Annotated in this window: 15 protein-coding genes; 10 read left to right on the top strand and 5 right to left on the bottom strand. The window is 64.3% G+C overall.

The features are described from left to right. Positions 1-9: 9 nt before the first annotated feature. The 4 genes from FJ988_RS12065 to gcvA all read right to left on the bottom strand — a co-directional run bounded on the left by FJ988_RS12065 (position 10) and on the right by gcvA (position 5,505). A complete protein-coding gene (locus tag FJ988_RS12065; RefSeq protein ID WP_140817773.1) occupies positions 10-1,314 on the bottom strand; it encodes an ABC transporter substrate-binding protein in 1,305 nt (434 codons plus the stop codon). Between the two features lie 154 nt (positions 1,315-1,468). After that, positions 1,469-2,911, bottom strand: a complete 1,443-nt coding sequence (locus tag FJ988_RS12060) for a hypothetical protein (protein ID WP_140817771.1) — start codon at positions 2,909-2,911, stop codon at positions 1,469-1,471. Between the two features lie 196 nt (positions 2,912-3,107). Then, positions 3,108-4,412, bottom strand: coding sequence for a nicotinate phosphoribosyltransferase (pncB, locus tag FJ988_RS12050; RefSeq protein WP_140817769.1), 1,305 nt, complete (start codon positions 4,410-4,412; stop codon positions 3,108-3,110). A gap of 118 nt (positions 4,413-4,530) precedes the next feature. Continuing rightward, on the bottom strand, positions 4,531-5,505 hold the full coding sequence (gene gcvA, locus FJ988_RS12045) for a transcriptional regulator GcvA (protein ID WP_140817767.1): 975 nt from the start codon (positions 5,503-5,505) through the stop codon (positions 4,531-4,533). A gap of 205 nt (positions 5,506-5,710) precedes the next feature. Between gcvA and speB the strand changes: the two genes are divergently transcribed. The 5 genes from speB to FJ988_RS12020 all read left to right on the top strand — a co-directional run bounded on the left by speB (position 5,711) and on the right by FJ988_RS12020 (position 9,986). Next, positions 5,711-6,766, top strand: a complete 1,056-nt coding sequence (gene speB / locus FJ988_RS12040) for an agmatinase (protein ID WP_140817765.1) — start codon at positions 5,711-5,713, stop codon at positions 6,764-6,766. Positions 6,767-6,843: 77 nt separating this feature from the next. Beyond that, entirely contained in the window at positions 6,844-7,650 is an 807-nt protein-coding gene (locus FJ988_RS12035) for a transporter substrate-binding domain-containing protein (protein WP_140817763.1), read from the top strand. Between the two features lie 81 nt (positions 7,651-7,731). After that, positions 7,732-8,400 carry an amino acid ABC transporter permease gene (locus tag FJ988_RS12030; protein WP_140817761.1) on the top strand — a complete coding sequence of 223 codons (669 nt, stop codon included), beginning with the start codon at positions 7,732-7,734 and terminating at the stop codon, positions 8,398-8,400. Further along, positions 8,397-9,041 (top strand): amino acid ABC transporter permease, encoded by a 645-nt coding sequence (locus tag FJ988_RS12025; protein WP_140817759.1) that lies wholly within the window; start codon positions 8,397-8,399, stop codon positions 9,039-9,041. Before FJ988_RS12030 ends, FJ988_RS12025 begins: the two co-directional genes overlap by 4 nt. 84 nt (positions 9,042-9,125) lie before the next feature. Continuing rightward, on the top strand, positions 9,126-9,986 hold the full coding sequence (locus tag FJ988_RS12020) for a dienelactone hydrolase family protein (protein WP_140817757.1): 861 nt from the start codon (positions 9,126-9,128) through the stop codon (positions 9,984-9,986). 19 nt (positions 9,987-10,005) lie between these two features. On the opposite strand, the gene FJ988_RS12015 is transcribed toward FJ988_RS12020, so the two are convergent. Continuing rightward, entirely contained in the window at positions 10,006-11,409 is a 1,404-nt protein-coding gene (locus FJ988_RS12015) for an MATE family efflux transporter (RefSeq protein ID WP_140817755.1), read from the bottom strand. Between the two features lie 196 nt (positions 11,410-11,605). Between FJ988_RS12015 and FJ988_RS12010 the strand changes: the two genes are divergently transcribed. The 5 genes from FJ988_RS12010 (at position 11,606) to FJ988_RS11990 (ending at position 16,867) form a co-directional block, all read left to right on the top strand. After that, entirely contained in the window at positions 11,606-12,523 is a 918-nt protein-coding gene (locus tag FJ988_RS12010) for an AraC family transcriptional regulator (protein ID WP_140817753.1), read from the top strand. A 240-nt stretch (positions 12,524-12,763) separates the two neighbouring features. After that, a complete protein-coding gene (locus FJ988_RS12005; protein ID WP_140817751.1) occupies positions 12,764-14,038 on the top strand; it encodes an ABC transporter substrate-binding protein in 1,275 nt (424 codons plus the stop codon). A gap of 102 nt (positions 14,039-14,140) precedes the next feature. After that, positions 14,141-15,007 (top strand): carbohydrate ABC transporter permease, encoded by an 867-nt coding sequence (locus FJ988_RS12000; RefSeq protein ID WP_140817749.1) that lies wholly within the window; start codon positions 14,141-14,143, stop codon positions 15,005-15,007. Next, on the top strand, positions 15,004-15,816 hold the full coding sequence (locus FJ988_RS11995; protein ID WP_140817747.1) for a carbohydrate ABC transporter permease: 813 nt from the start codon (positions 15,004-15,006) through the stop codon (positions 15,814-15,816). The genes FJ988_RS12000 and FJ988_RS11995 overlap by 4 nt, the downstream gene beginning before the upstream one ends. A gap of 4 nt (positions 15,817-15,820) precedes the next feature. After that, complete coding sequence (locus FJ988_RS11990; RefSeq protein ID WP_140817746.1) at positions 15,821-16,867, top strand: NAD(P)-dependent alcohol dehydrogenase; 1,047 nt, start codon at positions 15,821-15,823, stop codon at positions 16,865-16,867. Positions 16,868-16,870: the final 3 nt, after the last annotated feature.

The following is a 16,870-nucleotide window of genomic DNA, read 5'->3' as shown; positions in this document are numbered from 1 at the left end:
GAGACAAGCTCACAGCGCCTGCGTCGTGTAATCCCCCTCGGCCTCGTAGAGGCCGTCCTCGATCTTGGTCTTGTGCACGACCTTCAGCTTGCCGCCTTCGACCTTGGAGATGTTCTGGATGCCGAAACACTGGTGGATCTTGCCGTTGAAGGTTTTGGCACCCTGCGGATGCTCCGGCCCTTCGGCGAATTCCTTCAGCGCCTCGGTCGCCTCGACCAGCTTGGCGCGGTCTTCCGGACCCTTGTAGCCGGCGTCTTCCATTGCCTTCTTGACGACGTAGAGCGTCTCCCAGCAGCCGAACATGTGCGAGGCGGTGGAGACATCCTTGGCGTCGCCGACGGCGGCGCCATTGTCGTCGATGCCGACGGCGGCGCGGTAGGCTTTTTGCGCGGCGGAATCGTCAGCCTGAGCGTAGCGCGGCGAGCCTTCCCAGAAATGGCTGCCGTCGAGGAATTCGAGGCCGGGGCTGTTGATGTCGGTGGCCTCGAGCGAATCCATGAAGCCGAAGAGCTGCGGCCGCTGCGAGCCATAGAACTCGCCGAGTTCCTTGACGAAGGTGAGCACCGCAGGGCCGACCATGACGTGGTAGATCACCTCGGTCTCGGCCGGGATCTGCGGGAAGTACTTCGTGAAGGACGATTCCGTCGGAGGGATGGCGATTTGCGCGATGACGTCGGCGCCCTGCGCTTTCAGCGCCGGCGGCAGGTAGTCGCGATGATCGTAGCCGAAGGCGAAATCGGGGAAGATCTGCGTCACCTTCTTGCCGGCGTTGGCGGCGATCCACGGCGCCATCGACTGGATCTGGCTCTTCACGTCGGTGATGCCGGGCTGGAAGACATAGCGGTTGAGCTTGGTCGACGCGACGTGGTGGCCTTCGCTGACGACGAAGTAAGGGATCTTGTTCTCGCCCGCCGCCGGCGCCGAACCGATCACCACATGCGAGAATAAGGTGCCGAAGACGATGTCGGTCTTGTGCTGCTTGGCGAATTTCGCCACCACTTCCGCGCCACGCGCGGGATCGGTGCCGTCATCCTCGATGACCAGCTCGACCGGGCGGCCGCCGATGCCGCCGGCGTCGTTGATCGCCTTGACGGCGGCGGCGCTGGTCTTTTCGTACCAGCGGCCATAGGCGGCGCCGATGCCGGTGCGGTGCGACTGGAAGCCGATCTTGATCGATGCCGAGCTCTGCGCCTGGCTGTAGCGGACGAAGCCAGGCGCCAGCGCCAGGCCGGCGCCGGCGGCAATGCCCTTCAGCGCGGTGCGGCGGGATAATGTGGTTTTCGAAAGGTCGAAAAATCCGTTCTTGTCAGCCATGTCGTTCCCCTGTTTTTTCAGTCTTGACCAGCGATAAGGCGGCTAACCCACCCTCTGCGGAGGATGGGAAAATTGCATGTGTACAAACTAAATCACCAAAGCTTTGACCTGGCAAGCGAGCTTTACCCGACGGCATTGGCGGCGCGCTCTTGTGTCATCCGGCGGTCGGCGTGGCAAGCAACCAAAGGCCGAAGATCGTGTAGGCGATCATTAGCAAAGTGAGCGGCAATTGGCTGAGCGCAGCACGCGACGGTTGCCGATAGAGCCGCCAGGCAAGGCCGTGCGCGACAAGCACCGCCAGCACATGGCCGGCGATGATCACGCCGGCCTGCAAATTCCACAGCCACCAGGCCGACTGAGCGCCGGCGACGATTCCCGCCTCGATCATCATGTTGGCGGTGCCAAAGAGATTCCAGCCGAGCGCGAAGGGATCGGAGAGCGCCACCAGCGCATACTGGCCGTCGACCAGCAGCACGGTGAGGTAATGCGCGATATGGTAGGCGAGCGCGATCGGCACGATCGACCACACCAGCAGGCCGGCGGCTTCCGCAAATGAATGCTTGTCGCCGGCAAGGCGTTGGCCGAGCCGGACGGCAAGCGCAAAGACGGCGGCCAGCAGGATGAAGGTAAGGACGAGGCCGAAGCTGCCTACCCCGATCAGCGCGGTGCGGCCAGGATATTCCAGCGGATTGACGCCGAACAGGCCAAGCCAGAAGAAGGTCTTCGACAGGCCGTCGAAGGAGACCGACGACAGCGCCAGCAGAAGGAAGGCTATGCCGCTCAACGGCAAGGGCTCGGCCGCCAGCAGCTTGGCGCCGGGCCAGCAGAGGCTGAGCCGGCCTTCGAGGCGCTCGACCGGCGCGAAGCGCGCGACCATCGAGAAAAAGACACTGAGGAATTCGCCGCGCCGGCTCCAGTCCTCATAGCCGAAAGCCAGCATGGCGGCGAAGCTGACCAGCCAGTAGGGGCCGGCGGCAAAGGCCAGCCGCGCCGGATCGTCGGGGGCTGGGTCGATCAGCTCGAACCAGGCGAAGGCGAAGAACAGGACGAAGGCCGACCAGTAGCCGAACCATGATGGTAGACGCGACGGCTTCGCCTCTCGAGCGTCGAGGCCGAAGATACGAGATGCGATGCGCCATGGCCCGTACCACGGGTTGAGCCATGCCCAGAGGTCGCCGAGGACACCTTGCAGCAGGGTGAAGCCGGCCCAAAGCAGCGTCCAGATCACCAGCGGCAGCGGATTGGAGAGCGGGTCGCGGCTGCCAAAGACACCGGCGGCTATGAGCAGTGCGAAGCCGGCAAAGGAAATCAGGCTGACGATGATACGAGGGTGGTCGCCGAAAGCGAAAAGTTGGAGGCGCTTGCGCCAGAAATTGTCGAGGGCGGCGGGCGGCAGCAGCGCGAGCACGAGGAAGCTGACGGCGACAGCGAGCGCGCCGCCGGCGATGTAATAGCCGGTGGGCAGCAGCAGGACGTGGCCGCGGTCGGAAGCGTGCGCGAGGGCTGGGGTGGGGAAGAGGGCTGCTAGTGCAGGTGCAAGAAAGGCCAATCTCCAAGGCTGGCGCTCTACGGCGCCCCCCTCTGTCCTACCGGACATCTCCCCCACGAGGGGGGAGATTGGCGGTTCAGGCGCCGGCGCTCCGCTTTCGGCGTTGAAGATTGGCGAAAGCGGCGATGACAGCACAATCTCCCCCCTCGTGGGGGAGATGTCCGGCAGGACAGAGGGGGGCGCGAAGGAACTCAGCCTATCCAATTTTACTGTCCCGCGTGACGGCGTCAGTTAGCCAACGCCCTCACACCTTCACCAGCTGCTCCACCCGCCCCTTCTCGCCGAAAATCCTGAGATACCTCTTGATCTCCTTGGCATCCCCGGTCGCCTTGGCCGGGTTGTCCGACAGCTTCACCGCCGGCCTGCCATTGGCTTCCGTCACCTTGCAGACCAGCGATATCGCGTCGAGGCTGTCGGTCTCGGTCGGGGCGCAGCCTTCGAAATCGTTGGTGAGGTTGGTGCCCCAGCCGAAGGACATGCGCACCTTGCCGCGGAAATGCCGGTAGGTCTCCTCGATGGTCTCGACCTCGAGCCCGTCGGAGAAGATGAGCAGTTTCTGCTTCGGGTCCTTGCCCTTCTTGCGCCACCACTCGATGATCCGCTCGCCGCCCTCGATCGGCGGGGCGCTGTCGGGGCGGAAGCCGGTCCAGTCGGCGACCCAGTCCGGCGCGTCGCGCAGGAAGGATTCGGTGCCGAAGGCGTCGGGCAGCACGATCAGCAAGTTGCCGCCGTAGTAGCGCTGCCAGTCCTGCAGGACCTTGTAGGGCGCCTCGCGCAATTCCTCCTCGGAATTGGCCAGCGCTGCAAAGACCATCGGCAATTCATGCGCGTTGGTGCCGAGCGCTTCCAAGTCGTTGTCCATGGCCAGAAGCACGTTGGAGGTGCCGGTGAAGGCCTCGCCGATGCCTTCCTTCAGCGCCTCGACGCACCAGCGCTGCCAGAGGAAGGAATGGCGCCGGCGCGTGCCGAAATCGGAGATGCGGATCCCGGGCAATGCCTTCAGCCGCTCGGTCTTGGCCCACATCTTGGCCTTGGCGCGGGCGTAGAGCACGTCGAGCGCGAACGGGCCGTAGGAGCGCATCGCGGCTCGCGAGCGCAGCTCGTTGATGATCGCCAGAGCCGGGATTTCCCACAGCGTTGTGTACATCCAAGGGCCGGGGAAAGAGAGTTCAAACTGGCCGTCGCGCCTGGTGAGCTCGTAGTCGGGCAGGCGGAAACCCTCCAGCCAGGCGAGGAATTCCGGCTCGAAGATCTGCTTGCGGCCGTAGAAATTGTTGCCGCCCAGCCAGATCATCTCCTTCTTGGAAAAGCGCAGGGTACGGGCATGGTCGAGCTGCTCGCGCAATTCGCCCTCGTCGATGTCGTCGGCGAGACGCACCGAGGTCGTGCGGTTGATCAGCGAGAAGGTGGCGTCGACCTTGGGATACATGCCCCAGATCATCTGCAGCATCAGGAGCTTGTAGAAGTCGGTGTCCAGCAGGCTGCGGACGATCGGGTCGAGCTTCCAGGTGTGGTTGTAGACGCGCCGCGCTATATCGGTCTTTGCCATATCCAACTGCCAACTTTGCTGCTCGCTGCGGAAGGAAGCCTCTTAGCATCGAATTTATGCAAGCGCTGCACTGCTTTACGGGCTGGCCCGACAAAAAGCAGCTATTCCGGTCCTGCCATCAGGATGCCGCCCTCGCCCCGATCACCTTCAACGCCGGCCGTTTCCTGCGGCTCGGCACGCGGCCGGCCACCGGCGCATCGGCGCGGCCCTCATCCTGTTCCTTCTCGGCGAACAGCCAGTCGATGAAGAGCTGGACGATCGGCGCCGAGCGCATCTCGTTGCGGCAGACGACGTAGAAATCGTCGACCGCCGGCACCGACAAAGTGAAGGGCGCGACCAGCATGCCCCTGGCCAGCAGCGCACGCGCCGTCACTGAATCACCAAGCGCCACGCCATGGCCGTGGACGGCGGCCTCCGTCGCCATGCGGGCGTCGCCGAGATGATGGCGGCGGCCGCGCGCGAGGTCGAGCGCGTCGGCGGCGGCGAGCCAGGTGTGCCATTCGCGGCCATCGTCGCCATGCAGGAAGACATGGTCGGCAAGGTCGCGCACGCCACGGATCGGGCGGTTGTTGATCAGCGTCGGGCTGACCACCGGAAACAACTCCAGACCGGACCATTTGCGCATCCAGCAATCGGTCCAGCCGCCGTCGCCATAATGCACGCAGACGTCGATCTCGGGAGCGCGAATGTCGCGGGCGTCGTTGGACGGGATCAAGGTGAGCTGGATGTCGGGATATTGCGCGGTGAAGGAGCCGAGCCGCGGCGTCATCCAGAGCAGCAGCAGCGCCGGCACGCAGGACACCGAGAGCGCGCCGGCGCTTGCCGGCCTGGTCATGCGCTGCGTGGCGGCGGCGATGCCTTCGAAGGCGGTCGAAACCGCCGGCAGGAATTCCGCGCCATGCGGTGTCAGCTTCACCCGCTGGCCCGTGCGCTCGAAGAGTTTCACGCCGAGCGACTGCTCGAGCGCCTTGATCTGGTGGCTGATGGCGCCATGCGTGACGTTGAGCTCACCAGCGGCCTTGGTCAGCGAGGCGTGCCGCGCGGTAGCTTCGAAGGCGCGCAGCGGATTGAGAGGCGGCAGGCGCTTGGCCATGGGGAGCTCCCTACTTTGTGAGATTTTCTCACACCGAAGACCCTAACAATATCAATTGATTTTTCAATGCCGCTGCCCGACACTTTTATCTGGAACAGCTTTCAAGAGACGTGAAATCCGCAGGGACAGCGGGCAACGATCCAGCCGGACAACAGGCTGGCTTGGCAAGCCATCCGTGCGGGCAGCAAGCAGAGGAGGACCGGACATGGGTTACGATCGCGGCAAGCTCGAAGCGTTGCGCCGCAAATATGGCGAGAGCCATGGCGGCGAGATGTTCGACCCGAAATTCCGCAAGGTCGCCGACAAGATCTTCAACAAGTCGGGCACGCGGCTTGCGCCCTATTCCGGCATCCCGACCTTCCTCGCCGCGCCCTATCGCGAAATCGCCGCCGAGAACCCGGATTTCGGCGACCTGCAGGTGGCGATGATCGGCGTGCCTATGGATCTTGGCGTCACCAATCGTCCGGGCTCGCGCTTCGGGCCGCGCGCGCTGCGCACCATCGAGCGCATCGGCCCCTACAACCATGTGCTGGAATGCGCGCCGACGCATGAGCTGCGCGTCGCCGACATCGGCGATACGCCGTTCCGCAGCCGCTACCGGCTGGAAATCAGCCATGAGGACATCGAAAAGCGCACCAACCAGATCGTCGATGCCGGCGTGCTGCCGCTTTCGGTCGGCGGCGACCATTCGATCAGCCATCCGATCCTGAAGGCGGTCGGCAGACAAGCGCCGGTCGGGATGATCCATATCGACGCCCATTGCGACACCAGCGGGCTGTTCGACCTGACCAAGTTCCACCATGGCGGGCCGTTCCGCAACGCGGTGCTGGACGGCGTGCTCGACCCGTCGCGCACGATCCAGATCGGCATCCGCGGCGCGGCCGAATATCTGTGGGAGTTCACCTACGAGTCCGGCATGACCGTCGTGCATGCCGAGGAGGTGACTGGTCTCGGCATCCCCGCCATCATCGAGAAGGCGCGAAAAATTGTCGGCGACGGGCCGACCTATATCTCCTTCGATGTCGACAGCGTCGATCCGGCCTTCGCGCCGGGCACCGGCACGCCGGAAGTCGGCGGGCTGACGACGCGCGAGGTGCTCGAGCTGCTGCGCGGCTTCAAGGGCCTCAACATCGTCGGCGGCGACGTCGTCGAGGTGGCGCCGCAATATGACGCGACCACCAACACCGCCCATGTCGGCGCCCAGGTTCTGTTCGAGATTCTCAGCCTGATGGTGTTCAGCCCGGCGATCAAGAAAGACTAATGCCAAACCAACTACGGCCGCCGTGCTGGAGCCGGCGGCCGGTTTCAACAACAAGCCTTCAGCAGGGGAACCAAAAAATGACTCTTCATGCCAAGTTCAAGTCATCCATTGCCGCGGCGCTGATGCTTGCCACGGCTGGCCTCGGCCTCGCCACGCAGGCCAGGGCCGACGCCGTCGACGACATCACCAAGGCCGGCGCCATCAATGTCGGCATCTTCTCCGACTTCCCGCCCTTCTCGTCGGCCAGCGCCGATATGAGCATCAAGGGCTATGACGTCGACGTCGCGCAAGCCATCGCCGATTCCTTGAAGGTGAAGCTCAACCTGGTCAGCGTCACCGGCCAGAACCGCATCCCTTACCTCACCGACAAGCGCGTCGATATATTGATGAGCGTCGGCTACTCCAAGGAGCGCGAGCAGGTGATCGACTTCGCCGCCGCCTACGCGCCCTACTACATCGCCGTCATCGGCCCGAAGGCGCTGGCGGTCAAAGGCAAGGAAGATCTCGCCGACAAGTCGATCGCCGTCAATCGCGGCACGCTGGAGGACACCTCGCTGACCGAGGCCGCGCCCGCCTCCGCCGACATCCGCCGCTTCGACAACTACAATTCGGTCATCCAGGCCTTCATCTCCGGCCAGACGCAGCTGATGGTGGTCGGCAACGACGTCGGCGCCCAGGTGCTGGCCAAGCAGGATGCGCTGCAGCCGGAGCAGAAGTTTCAGCTTTTGACCTCGCCCTCGCATATCGGCCTCAACAAGAACGAGGACCGGCTGAAGAAGGCGGTGAACGACGCGGTCGCCAAGATGCTGGCCGACGGCAAGCTCGACGAGAGCTCGAAGGCCTGGCTGAAGACGCCGCTCAATCCCGACAATCTCAAGGATTGATGTCGATCGGTTCGGCGCCGTAACAGGCGCCGAACCCCTTGCGACCTCTTTCGCCAGGCACCTCCAACAAGGTCAATCGCCATGGGCTACAGCCTCGATTTCGGCTGGCTTGCGGGTGCGGCGGGCGTGATCGCGCGCGGCGCGGCGATGACGCTGCTGCTGATCGTCGTCACCACGATCGCCGGCACCTTCCTCAGCATCCTCGGCGCCGCCGGCCGCCGCAGCGGCCCGAAGCCGCTCAAAGTGGCGATCGGCGTGTATGTCGAGGTGATGCGCAACACGCCGTTCCTGGTGCAGCTGTTCTTCATCTTCTTCGGACTGCCCAGCCTCGGCATAAGGCTAGACCCGATCCTGGCCGCCATGCTGGCGATGACGCTCAACATGGCGGCCTATACGATCGAGATCGTCGGCGCCGGCCTCGACGCGGTGCCGCGCGGACAAACCGAGGCAGCGCTTGCGCTGGGCTTGAGGCCCCGGCAGGTGTTCGTCAAGATCGTGCTGCCGCAAGCGCTGAAGGTGATCTACCCGGCGCTGACCAGCCAGATCGTCATCATGATGCTGGAATCGGCTGTGGTGTCGCAGATCGCGGTGCGCGAGCTGACCTACGAGGCCGACATGCTGCAGGCCCGCACGTTTCGCGCGTTCGAAACCTATTTCGTGGTGACGATGGTCTATCTCGGCCTGTCGATGGGGCTGCGCCGGCTGCTCGTCGCCGGCGGCCGCCGAGCGCTTGGAGCAGGTGTGTCATGATCGAATTCACCTTCTGGGACATCGTCCGCAACCTTTTGCTCGCCGCGCGCTGGACGGTGCTGTTGTCGCTCGCCGCCTTTGTCGGTGGCGCGCTGGTCGGGCTGATCGTCCTGTTCTTCCGCATCGCCAAGAACAAATGGGCGAAGCGGATCGCCTCGGGCTACATTGCGCTGTTCCAGGGCACGCCGCTCCTGATGCAGCTCTTCCTGATGTTCTTCGGCCTGCCGATGCTTGGCCTGCGCATCGACCCATGGATGGCGGCGGTGTTGGGCTTGACCTTCTTCGCCAGCGCCTATCTCGCCGAAATCTGGCGCAGCGGCGTCGACGCGCTGCCGAAGGGACAGTGGGACGCCGGCGCCAGCCTCGGTCTGCACTATCTGCAGGAACTGAGGCTGATCATCCTGCCGCAGGCTTTCGCCATCACCCGCGCGCCGACCGTCGGTTTCCTGGTGCAGCTGATCAAGTCGACGGCGCTGACCTCGATCATCGGCTTCGAGGAGCTGGTCAGGACCTCCAACGCCATCAACAACGCCACCTTCGAACCGTTCAAGGTCTACGGGATGGTGGCGCTGATCTTCTTCGCCCTATGCTTCCCGCTGACGCAGTATGCAAGGCGGCTCGAGCGCGCGGCCGCCCGGTAGTCACTCGCCACGCAAGTGTGATTTGCGGCGGGCCTGGGCGCACCTCATTCTCCGCGTCTCGGCTTGGAGAAGAGGGGGGCGGCGATGCATGCGAAACATCTTGTTGCGCTGTCAGGCCTGTTCGCCCTTTGGCTGGCCCAGCCGGTCATCGCCGCTGAACAGGAGCCGGAAAGCGTCAGCATCCCGGCCGATGGCGAGAACCAGCCGGGAGTGCTGGATGCAAGGCTGTTCAAGCCGCAGGGACAAGGACCGTTTCCGGCGATCGTCGCCATGCATGGCTGCAGCGGGCTCTGGAGCAGCAAGACTATAGGGCTCAGCCCGCGCCATGCCGATTGGGGCCGGCGGTTAGCCGCGCTCGGCTATGTCGTGCTCTTTCCGGACAGCTACGGCTCGCGCGATCTCGGCCCGCAATGCAAGAACGATGACCGGCGGGTCGAGCCCTATCGCGAGCGGGTCGAGGATGCCAATGCCGCCCGCCGCTATCTGCAGACGCTGCCCTATGTGAAGCCGGACGCCATCGGCCTGCTCGGATGGTCGAATGGCGGCTCGAGCGTGCTTTACACGGTGCGGCCGAAGGACAGGCCGAAGGCGGGCTCGCCGGACTTTCGCGCGGCGGTCGCCTTCTATCCGGGCTGCACGGCAATCGCCGACAAGGGCGACTGGGCGACACGCGTGCCGCTGCTCATCGTCATGGGCGAGGCGGACGACTGGACGCCGGCCAAGCCCTGCAAGGCGCTCGCCGACGCCAATCCCGACAAGGTGAAGCTGATCCTCTATCCCGGCGCCTATCATGACTTCGACAATGAGGCGCAGAAGCTGCACGAACTGCATGGCCTGGCCTATACGGCCAATGACGACGGCATTGCGCATGCGGGGCTGAACCCGGCCGCCCGCGAAAAGGCGCTCAAGGACGTGCCCGATTTCCTCGCCGTGCTGAAGCAGTAGGCGGCAAACGCCTACCGCCTTAATGCCCGAAGGCGAGCTTCGGCGCGATGCGGTCGCGCCTCAGCCAGCGCGCGAGCAGCAGCGCAGCCACCACGGCGAGGCCCGACGCCAGGCCGATCCAGATACCGACGCCGTTCAGGCCGAAACGGAACGCAAGCAGCACGCCGAGCGGCAGGCCGACGCCCCAATAGCCGATCGCGGCATAGATCATCGGCACCTTGGTGTCGTGCAGGCCGCGCAGCATGCCGGCGGCTACAGCTTGAGCGCCGTCGAAGATCTGGAACAGGGCCGCGAACACCAGGAAGGACACGGCAAGCGTGATCACCCTGGCATTGGCCGGGTCGGCAAGATCGATGAAGGCGCTGATCAAGAGATGCGGCCACAGGATCATCACCAGGGCCATCAGCGCCATGAAGGAGACGCCGATGACGAAGCTGGTCCAGCCGGCGCGCGAGACGCCTTCCGGATTGCCGGCGCCATGCGCCAGGCCGACGCGCACGGTGACCGCCTGGTTGAGGCCGAGCGGCACCATGAAGGAGATCGAGGCTATCTGGATGGCGATGGCATGGGCGGCCAGCGAATCGGCGTCGATCAGACCCATCAGCAGCGCCGCCGCGTTGAAGATCGTCACCTCGAAGGCGAGGATGCCGGCGATCGGCAGGCCGAGCCGGAGCAGGCCGCGAAAACGCGGCCAGTCGGCGCGCCAGAAGCGGCCGAACAGGCGATAGCGGCGGAATTTTTTCTCCAGCATCACCACCGCGGCCAGGCCGACGAACATCAGCGTGCTGGACAAAGTGGTGGCGAGGCCGGAGCCGGCGATGCCCATCGGGCGGACGCCGAGATTGCCGAACATGAACACCCAGTTGAAGAAGATATTGCAGGCGACAGCTACGAAGACGATGACCAGCGCCCAGCCCGGCCGCTCCAGCGCCGAGATGAAGGAGCGCAGCACGATATAGCCGTAAAAGGGCAGCACCGCCCATTGCAGCCAATGCAGATAGATGCCGGCCTGATGTGCAAGCTCGGGCTTCTGGCCCATGGCAAGCAGGATCGCTTCGCCATGCCAGAGGAACAACCAGATCGGGATCGAGATCAGGATCGCCAGCCACAGGCCCTGGCGCACGGTGCGGCGCAGGTCGCGCACCGAGTGGTGGCGGCGGCCGAGCTCGGTCGCCATCATCGGCGAGGTCGCCAGCATCAGGCCGAGGCCGAAGATCAGCGGCATGAAATAGAGGTTGGCGCCGAGCGCGCCGGCCGCCAGCGTATCGGCGCCCAGGCGCCCCATCATCATGACGTCGGTCGCGGTCATCGCGGTCTGGCCGAGATTGGTCAGCACCATCGGCCAGGCAAGCGCGACCGTCGCCCTGATTTCCTGACGCCAAAGGTTTTCCGGCGCGAGAGCGCCGGTTTCGATCGCAGACATTGTTCCGCTCTTCAGGACACGGCGCGTCGGCAAAAAGGCCGGAAGCCGCACACAAACGGCACGAAATGGCGCCGTTTGCGTCGTCTATTGAACGAAATGCGACACAATGGCAAGGGAGGAGCCCCCGGCAACTATTGAGCCAGCGGCGGGGACCGCCGGCGTCGCGTGCCGGCGAACCAAGGTCGGGAGGTGAGGATTGCCGTTCAGGCGCAGAAAGAACACAGCCGCGATCCCGCGCACGGTGCCGGCCTTCGAGCACATCGTGACCGAGGCGAGCGACAGTTTCCTGTGGCGGCTGGACGACTATCCGTGGGAACGCAATGTCTGGAATTTCCACCCCGAATACGAGATCCATCTGTTGCGCAAATCCTCCGGCGTGGCGCTGGTCGGCGACCATATCGGCGAGTTCGGGCCGGGCTACCTGACCATCGTCGGCGGCGGGCTGCCGCATGACTGGGTGACGGCGGTGCAACCGGGCGAGATGATCGAGGGCCGCGATATCGTGCTGCAATTCGATGCCCAAAGGCTGCGCGGCTCGTCGGGGCTGCTGCCGGAACTGCGCGAGCTGGAGCCGTTCCTCGAACGCTCGCTGCGCGGCATGCTCTTCCATGGCCAGACGGCGCTCGACGGCGCCGAGCTGATGGAGCGAATGGGCGAGGTGCAGGGGCTGGCGAGGTTCCGCCTGTTCCTCGAACTGCTCGACCTTCTGGCCACCACCGACGAATACGAGCTGTTGTCGTCGCCGGATTTTTCGCCGCTTCTCGATGCGGAATCGCTCGATATCATCCAGCGCTCGCTGACCTATCTGTTCCAGCATTTCGCCGAGGATTTGAAGCTGCCGGAGGTGGCTCAGCTGGCCGGCATGAGCGAAAGCACTTTTTCGCGCTTCTTCCAGAAGAACACCGGCAACTCGTTCAGCGACCACGTCGCCAAGCTGAGACTCTGGCAGGCCTGCAAGCTGCTCGCCGACACCGATACCCCGATCACCGACATCTGTTTCCAGGTCGGCTATATGAACATCTCCAACTTCAACCGGGCCTTCCTGCGCAAGCACAGGATGACGCCGTCATCCTATCGCAAGCTGTCGCGGCAGCGGCTGACGCTGCGGACCTGATCCAGGCCGACCACTGGTTTCCAAACGGCACTGATACTCGTGTGACGAGCAGACTCTACCCGCGCTAAATTTTGCGCCGCACAATGCATAAAAGTACAGGTCTGCTGCAACGGGGCTTCTAGTCTCGCTCTCCCCGACTGCTCATTTTGGCGACGGGTGGCAAGTCACCCGGGCGACGGTGAGGGTCGCTTAGCCTGCGGACTTGCCGCTTCCGCGAGTGTTCCTGGAGGAGAAAAACCAATGAATTCAACCCGGCTCGCTGCCAGCCTTGGCGCAGCGTTCGTGCTTACCGCTTCCGTTTCAACCGTGGCTCTGGCACAGGCGCCGGTCTGCTCGGCGCCGGTCAAGGTGCTGGCGCAGCCGCGCGACGGCCTGACGCTTCTGGAGGACTCCAAGGATGAGTTCAAGAAGCTCTCCGGCGCCTCGTTCCAGATCGATTACCTGAACGAGAACGACCGCCGCGCCAAGTCGCGCGCCGATGCTTCCACCGTCGGCAACTACAACGTCTACTATGTCGACGAGGCCAATGTCGCGCTGTTCGCGTCGTCGGGCTGGATCGTGCCGCTCAAGGATTATTATCCGGCTGACTATGACTATGCCGACTTCGACCCGGGCCGCCAGAAGGTCGCCACCTATGACGGCAAGGTGTGGTTCGCGCCGCTGACCGGCGGCGGCGACCTGATGGTCTACCGCAAGGATGTTCTGGAAGCCGCTGGCATCCAGCCGCCGAAGACGCTGGACGAATTGATCGCCGACGTGCCGAAGCTGACCAATGCCGACAAGGGCATCTACGGCATCGCGCTGCGCGGCGCGCGCGGCTCGGGCGCCAATGTCTGGCGCTGGATGCCGTTCTTCAAGGCCTATGGCGGTAAGTGGTTCGACGGCGACAAGCCGGCTTTCAATTCGGACGCCGCCGTCAAGGCGACGGAGACCTACCTCAAACTGTTCAAGGATTCGGCGCCCGGCACGCAGACCGGCAGCTGGGATGAATCGACCGGCGCCTTCCTGTCGGGACAGGTCGCCATCCTTGTCGAATCGACGCCGCTGTCGGGCATGGCGGTCGATCCGAAGACCTCGCAGGTGGTCGGCAAGATCGGCTTCCTGCCGCCGCCATCGCCGCTGCCGGGCGGTGGCTACGGCCACGGGCTTGCCATCGGCACCAAGGCCAATGCCGATGACGCGGCGAAAAAATGCGCCGGCCTGTTCATCGCCTGGGCGACGTCGAAAGAAAACGAGAAGCGCCGGCTCGACGCGCATCAGTTCGGCGAGCTCAACCGCACCAGCATCCTGTCCAGCAAGGAATTCGCCGACATCTACGGCGCCGATCTCGGCCAGGCGCTGGCCGAAACCGGCAAAGTGACGGCGGTGAACTTCTGGCAGGATCCGCGCTGGCCCGATCTCGGCGACCGCTGGGGCATCATCCTGGAAGAGCTGGTCACCGGCACGCGCACCGACATCAAAGGCGGCCTCAACGAACTCGAGGCCTATGCCAACGAGCTGGTGAAGAAGAAGTAATCCTCCCGCCCGTGGCGCGCGGTCCGCGGCATTCGTCGGAATGCGGGGACCTGCGCGGCACGGGTTCCCTGCCCGCAAGCAAACCCAAGCAAGGACAGGCCGATGCGCCGCCGCTCTTCCCTGCCCGTCACCTTTCTCGTGCCGACGCTCGCCATCCTGCTCGTGTTGTCGATGGTGCCGACGCTCTACGCCATCGTGATCGCGCTGCAGAACCGCGAGCTCAGCACGCCGGGCTATTCCTGGGTCTGGTTTTCGAATTTCGCCGACCTCTTTGCCGACCGCCGCTTCCTTAACGCCGTCTGGGTTTCGGTGAAGTGGGAGATAGTCACCGTGGTCGCGACAATGGTGGTGGCAATCGGGCTCGGCGTGCTGATGTTCGAGGTCGCCGGCCCGCGCCTGCGCAATTTCTACTGCCTGTTGTTCATCATCCCGGTGCTTTTGCCGCGCGTGTCCGCCGCCTTCGTGTGGAAATTCGCCTATCACCCGCTCTACGGCATCGCGACCTATCCGTATCGTCTCATCACCGGCGGACTGATCTTCGATCCGCTCTCCAAGCCGGCCAGCGCGCTGTTCGCGGTCGCCTCGGTCGATGTCTGGCAATGGGGGCTGTTCTTCGCCGTCATCGTGCTGAAGCTCTTGGAAACCTTGCCGCCGCAGCCGATCGAAGCGGCCAGGCTCGACCATGCGAAACGCTGGCAGATCCATGCCTATGTCACCCTGCCGATGCTGAAGGCGCCGCTGATCAGCCTGATGTTCGTCAAGATGATCGAGTCGCTGCGCTCCTTCGACCTGATCTATGTGATGACGCGCGGCGGCCCCGGCGTGGCGACAGAGACGCTCGACATGTACGCCTTCTCGCAGGGCTTCATCGAATCCGGCAAGGTCTCCTACGCCTCGGCCATGGCGGTGCTGATGATGGTCGCGACGGTCATCACCTTCACCATGCTGTGGAAGCGGGTGCAGGCATGAAGCCCGGCAAACTGATCGCCAAGGCCATACTGGCGCTGGCCGGGTTCCTCGCCGTGTTTCCGCTCGTATGGACGGCGCTCAATGCGCTCAAGAACAATGTCGACATCATCACGCGCGTGCCGAAGGTGATCTTTACGCCGACGCTCGCCAATATCGGCTACATTCTCGGCCGCGACAGCGTGCTGACCGGGCTCTACAATTCGGTCGTTGCCTGCGGCTCGGCCGTCGCGATCGGCATCGTGCTCGGCCTGCCGGCGGCTTATGCGGTGGCTCGCTATCCCAATCGATGGGCGGGCGACATCCAGTTCTTCGTCCTGTCGCTGCGCTTCCTGCCGCCGGTGGCGGTCGCCATCCCGCTGATGGTGATCTGGCTGCAGATCGGCCTCTACGACACGCTTCCCGCACTGATCGTCACCTATTCGCTGCTCACCATCTCGGTCATCATGTGGCTTGCGATTCCCGCCTTCCAAAGCGTGCCGAAGGAGATCGAGGAAGCCGCCTTCGTCGACGGCTACGGCGCCTATTCGGTGTTCTGGCGGATCGCGCTTCCCGTCGCGGCGCGCTCGCTTATCGGCGCCGTCGCCTTCAGTTTCGTGCTTGTCTGGAACGAGTTCCTGATCGCGCTGATGCTGTCGAGCTCCAACGCCAAGACGCTGCCGATCGTCGCTTCCGAACTGTCGCAGCAAGGCATGAACGTGCCCTGGGGCATCCTCAACGCATCGGTCGTGCTGCTGTCGCTGCCGCCGCTGCTTTTCCTCGGCGTCTTGAGCGGCTTCCTGAATTCCGTTTTCCGGCAAAAGAAGAGTTGAAACGATGCGGGCACTGGTGCTTGAGAAAAAAGGCGAACTGTCGCTGCGCGAGATCGCGCTGCCGCTGGACGTTGGACCGGACGACGTCAAGATCGCCATCCACACGGTCGGCGTCTGCGGCAGCGACGTGCATTATTATACGCATGGCGCCATCGGCAGCTATGTCGTGCGGGCACCGATGGTGCTCGGACACGAGGCTTCGGGAACGGTCATCGAGGTCGGCGCCAATGTCGAGACGCTGAAGGTCGGCGACCGCGTCTGCATGGAGCCGGGCGTGCCGAACCTGTCGTCGCGCGCGGCCAAGCTCGGCATCTACAATGTCGATCCCGACGTCAGCTTCTGGGCGACGCCGCCGGTGCATGGCGTGCTCGCGCCTTACGCCGTGCATCCCGCCGCCTTCACCTACAAATTGCCGGACAACGTCTCCTTCGCCGAAGGCGCGATGGTGGAACCCTTCGCCATCGGCATGCAGGCGGCCACCCGCGCCCGAATCGTGCCGGGCGACGTCGCCGTGGTGGTCGGCTGCGGCCCGATCGGCATCATGATCGCGCTGGCGGCTCTGGCCGGCGGCTGTTCCAAGGTGCTGATCTCCGATTTTTCGGCGCCCAAGCTGGAAATCGCCGCGCAATATCCGGGCATCGAGCCGGTCAATATCGGCGAGCGCTCGCTGGCCGATGCGGTTGGCGCCGCGACCGACAATTGGGGCGCCGACATCGTCTTCGAGGCGAGTGGCAGCCCGAAGGCCTTTGCCGGCCTGTTCGAGGTCGTGCGCCCGGGTGGCGCCATCGTGCTGGTCGGGCTGCCGGTCGAGCCGGTCAGCCTCGACGTGCCGGCGGCGATCGCCAAGGAAGTGCGCATTGAGACGGTGTTCCGCTACGCCAACATCTTCGATCGCGCGCTGCAGCTCATCGCCTCCGGCAAGGTCGACCTCAAGCCGCTGATCACCGGCACATATGATTTCTCCGAAAGCATCCAGGCGTTCGAGCGCGCCGCCCAGGGCAAGCCGCAGGACGTCAAGCTGCAGATCCTGCTCACCGGCCAGAAGGGATAAGGC

It is taken from the genome of Mesorhizobium sp. CU3 (genome assembly GCF_006442965.1).
Lineage (GTDB): Bacteria > Pseudomonadota > Alphaproteobacteria > Rhizobiales > Rhizobiaceae > Mesorhizobium.
The sequence above is the reverse complement of the archived record's forward strand: the minus strand, read 5'-3'. Positions and strand labels throughout refer to the sequence as shown.

Excerpts from the sequence above, each read along its gene's own strand:
- FJ988_RS12065 (WP_140817773.1), bottom strand. The coding sequence starts at position 1,314 with ATGGCTGACAAGAACGGATTTTTCGACCTTTCGAAAACCACATTATCC.
- FJ988_RS12060 (WP_140817771.1), bottom strand. The coding sequence starts at position 2,911 with ATGTCCGGTAGGACAGAGGGGGGCGCCGTAGAGCGCCAGCCTTGGAGA.
- pncB (WP_140817769.1), bottom strand. The coding sequence starts at position 4,412 with ATGGCAAAGACCGATATAGCGCGGCGCGTCTACAACCACACCTGGAAG.
- gcvA (WP_140817767.1), bottom strand. The coding sequence starts at position 5,505 with ATGGCCAAGCGCCTGCCGCCTCTCAATCCGCTGCGCGCCTTCGAAGCT.
- speB (WP_140817765.1), top strand. The coding sequence starts at position 5,711 with ATGGGTTACGATCGCGGCAAGCTCGAAGCGTTGCGCCGCAAATATGGC.
- FJ988_RS12035 (WP_140817763.1), top strand. The coding sequence starts at position 6,844 with ATGACTCTTCATGCCAAGTTCAAGTCATCCATTGCCGCGGCGCTGATG.
- FJ988_RS12030 (WP_140817761.1), top strand. The coding sequence starts at position 7,732 with ATGGGCTACAGCCTCGATTTCGGCTGGCTTGCGGGTGCGGCGGGCGTG.
- FJ988_RS12025 (WP_140817759.1), top strand. The coding sequence starts at position 8,397 with ATGATCGAATTCACCTTCTGGGACATCGTCCGCAACCTTTTGCTCGCC.
- FJ988_RS12020 (WP_140817757.1), top strand. The coding sequence starts at position 9,126 with ATGCATGCGAAACATCTTGTTGCGCTGTCAGGCCTGTTCGCCCTTTGG.
- FJ988_RS12015 (WP_140817755.1), bottom strand. The coding sequence starts at position 11,409 with ATGTCTGCGATCGAAACCGGCGCTCTCGCGCCGGAAAACCTTTGGCGT.
- FJ988_RS12005 (WP_140817751.1), top strand. The coding sequence starts at position 12,764 with ATGAATTCAACCCGGCTCGCTGCCAGCCTTGGCGCAGCGTTCGTGCTT.
- FJ988_RS12000 (WP_140817749.1), top strand. The coding sequence starts at position 14,141 with ATGCGCCGCCGCTCTTCCCTGCCCGTCACCTTTCTCGTGCCGACGCTC.
- FJ988_RS11995 (WP_140817747.1), top strand. The coding sequence starts at position 15,004 with ATGAAGCCCGGCAAACTGATCGCCAAGGCCATACTGGCGCTGGCCGGG.
- FJ988_RS11990 (WP_140817746.1), top strand. The coding sequence starts at position 15,821 with ATGCGGGCACTGGTGCTTGAGAAAAAAGGCGAACTGTCGCTGCGCGAG.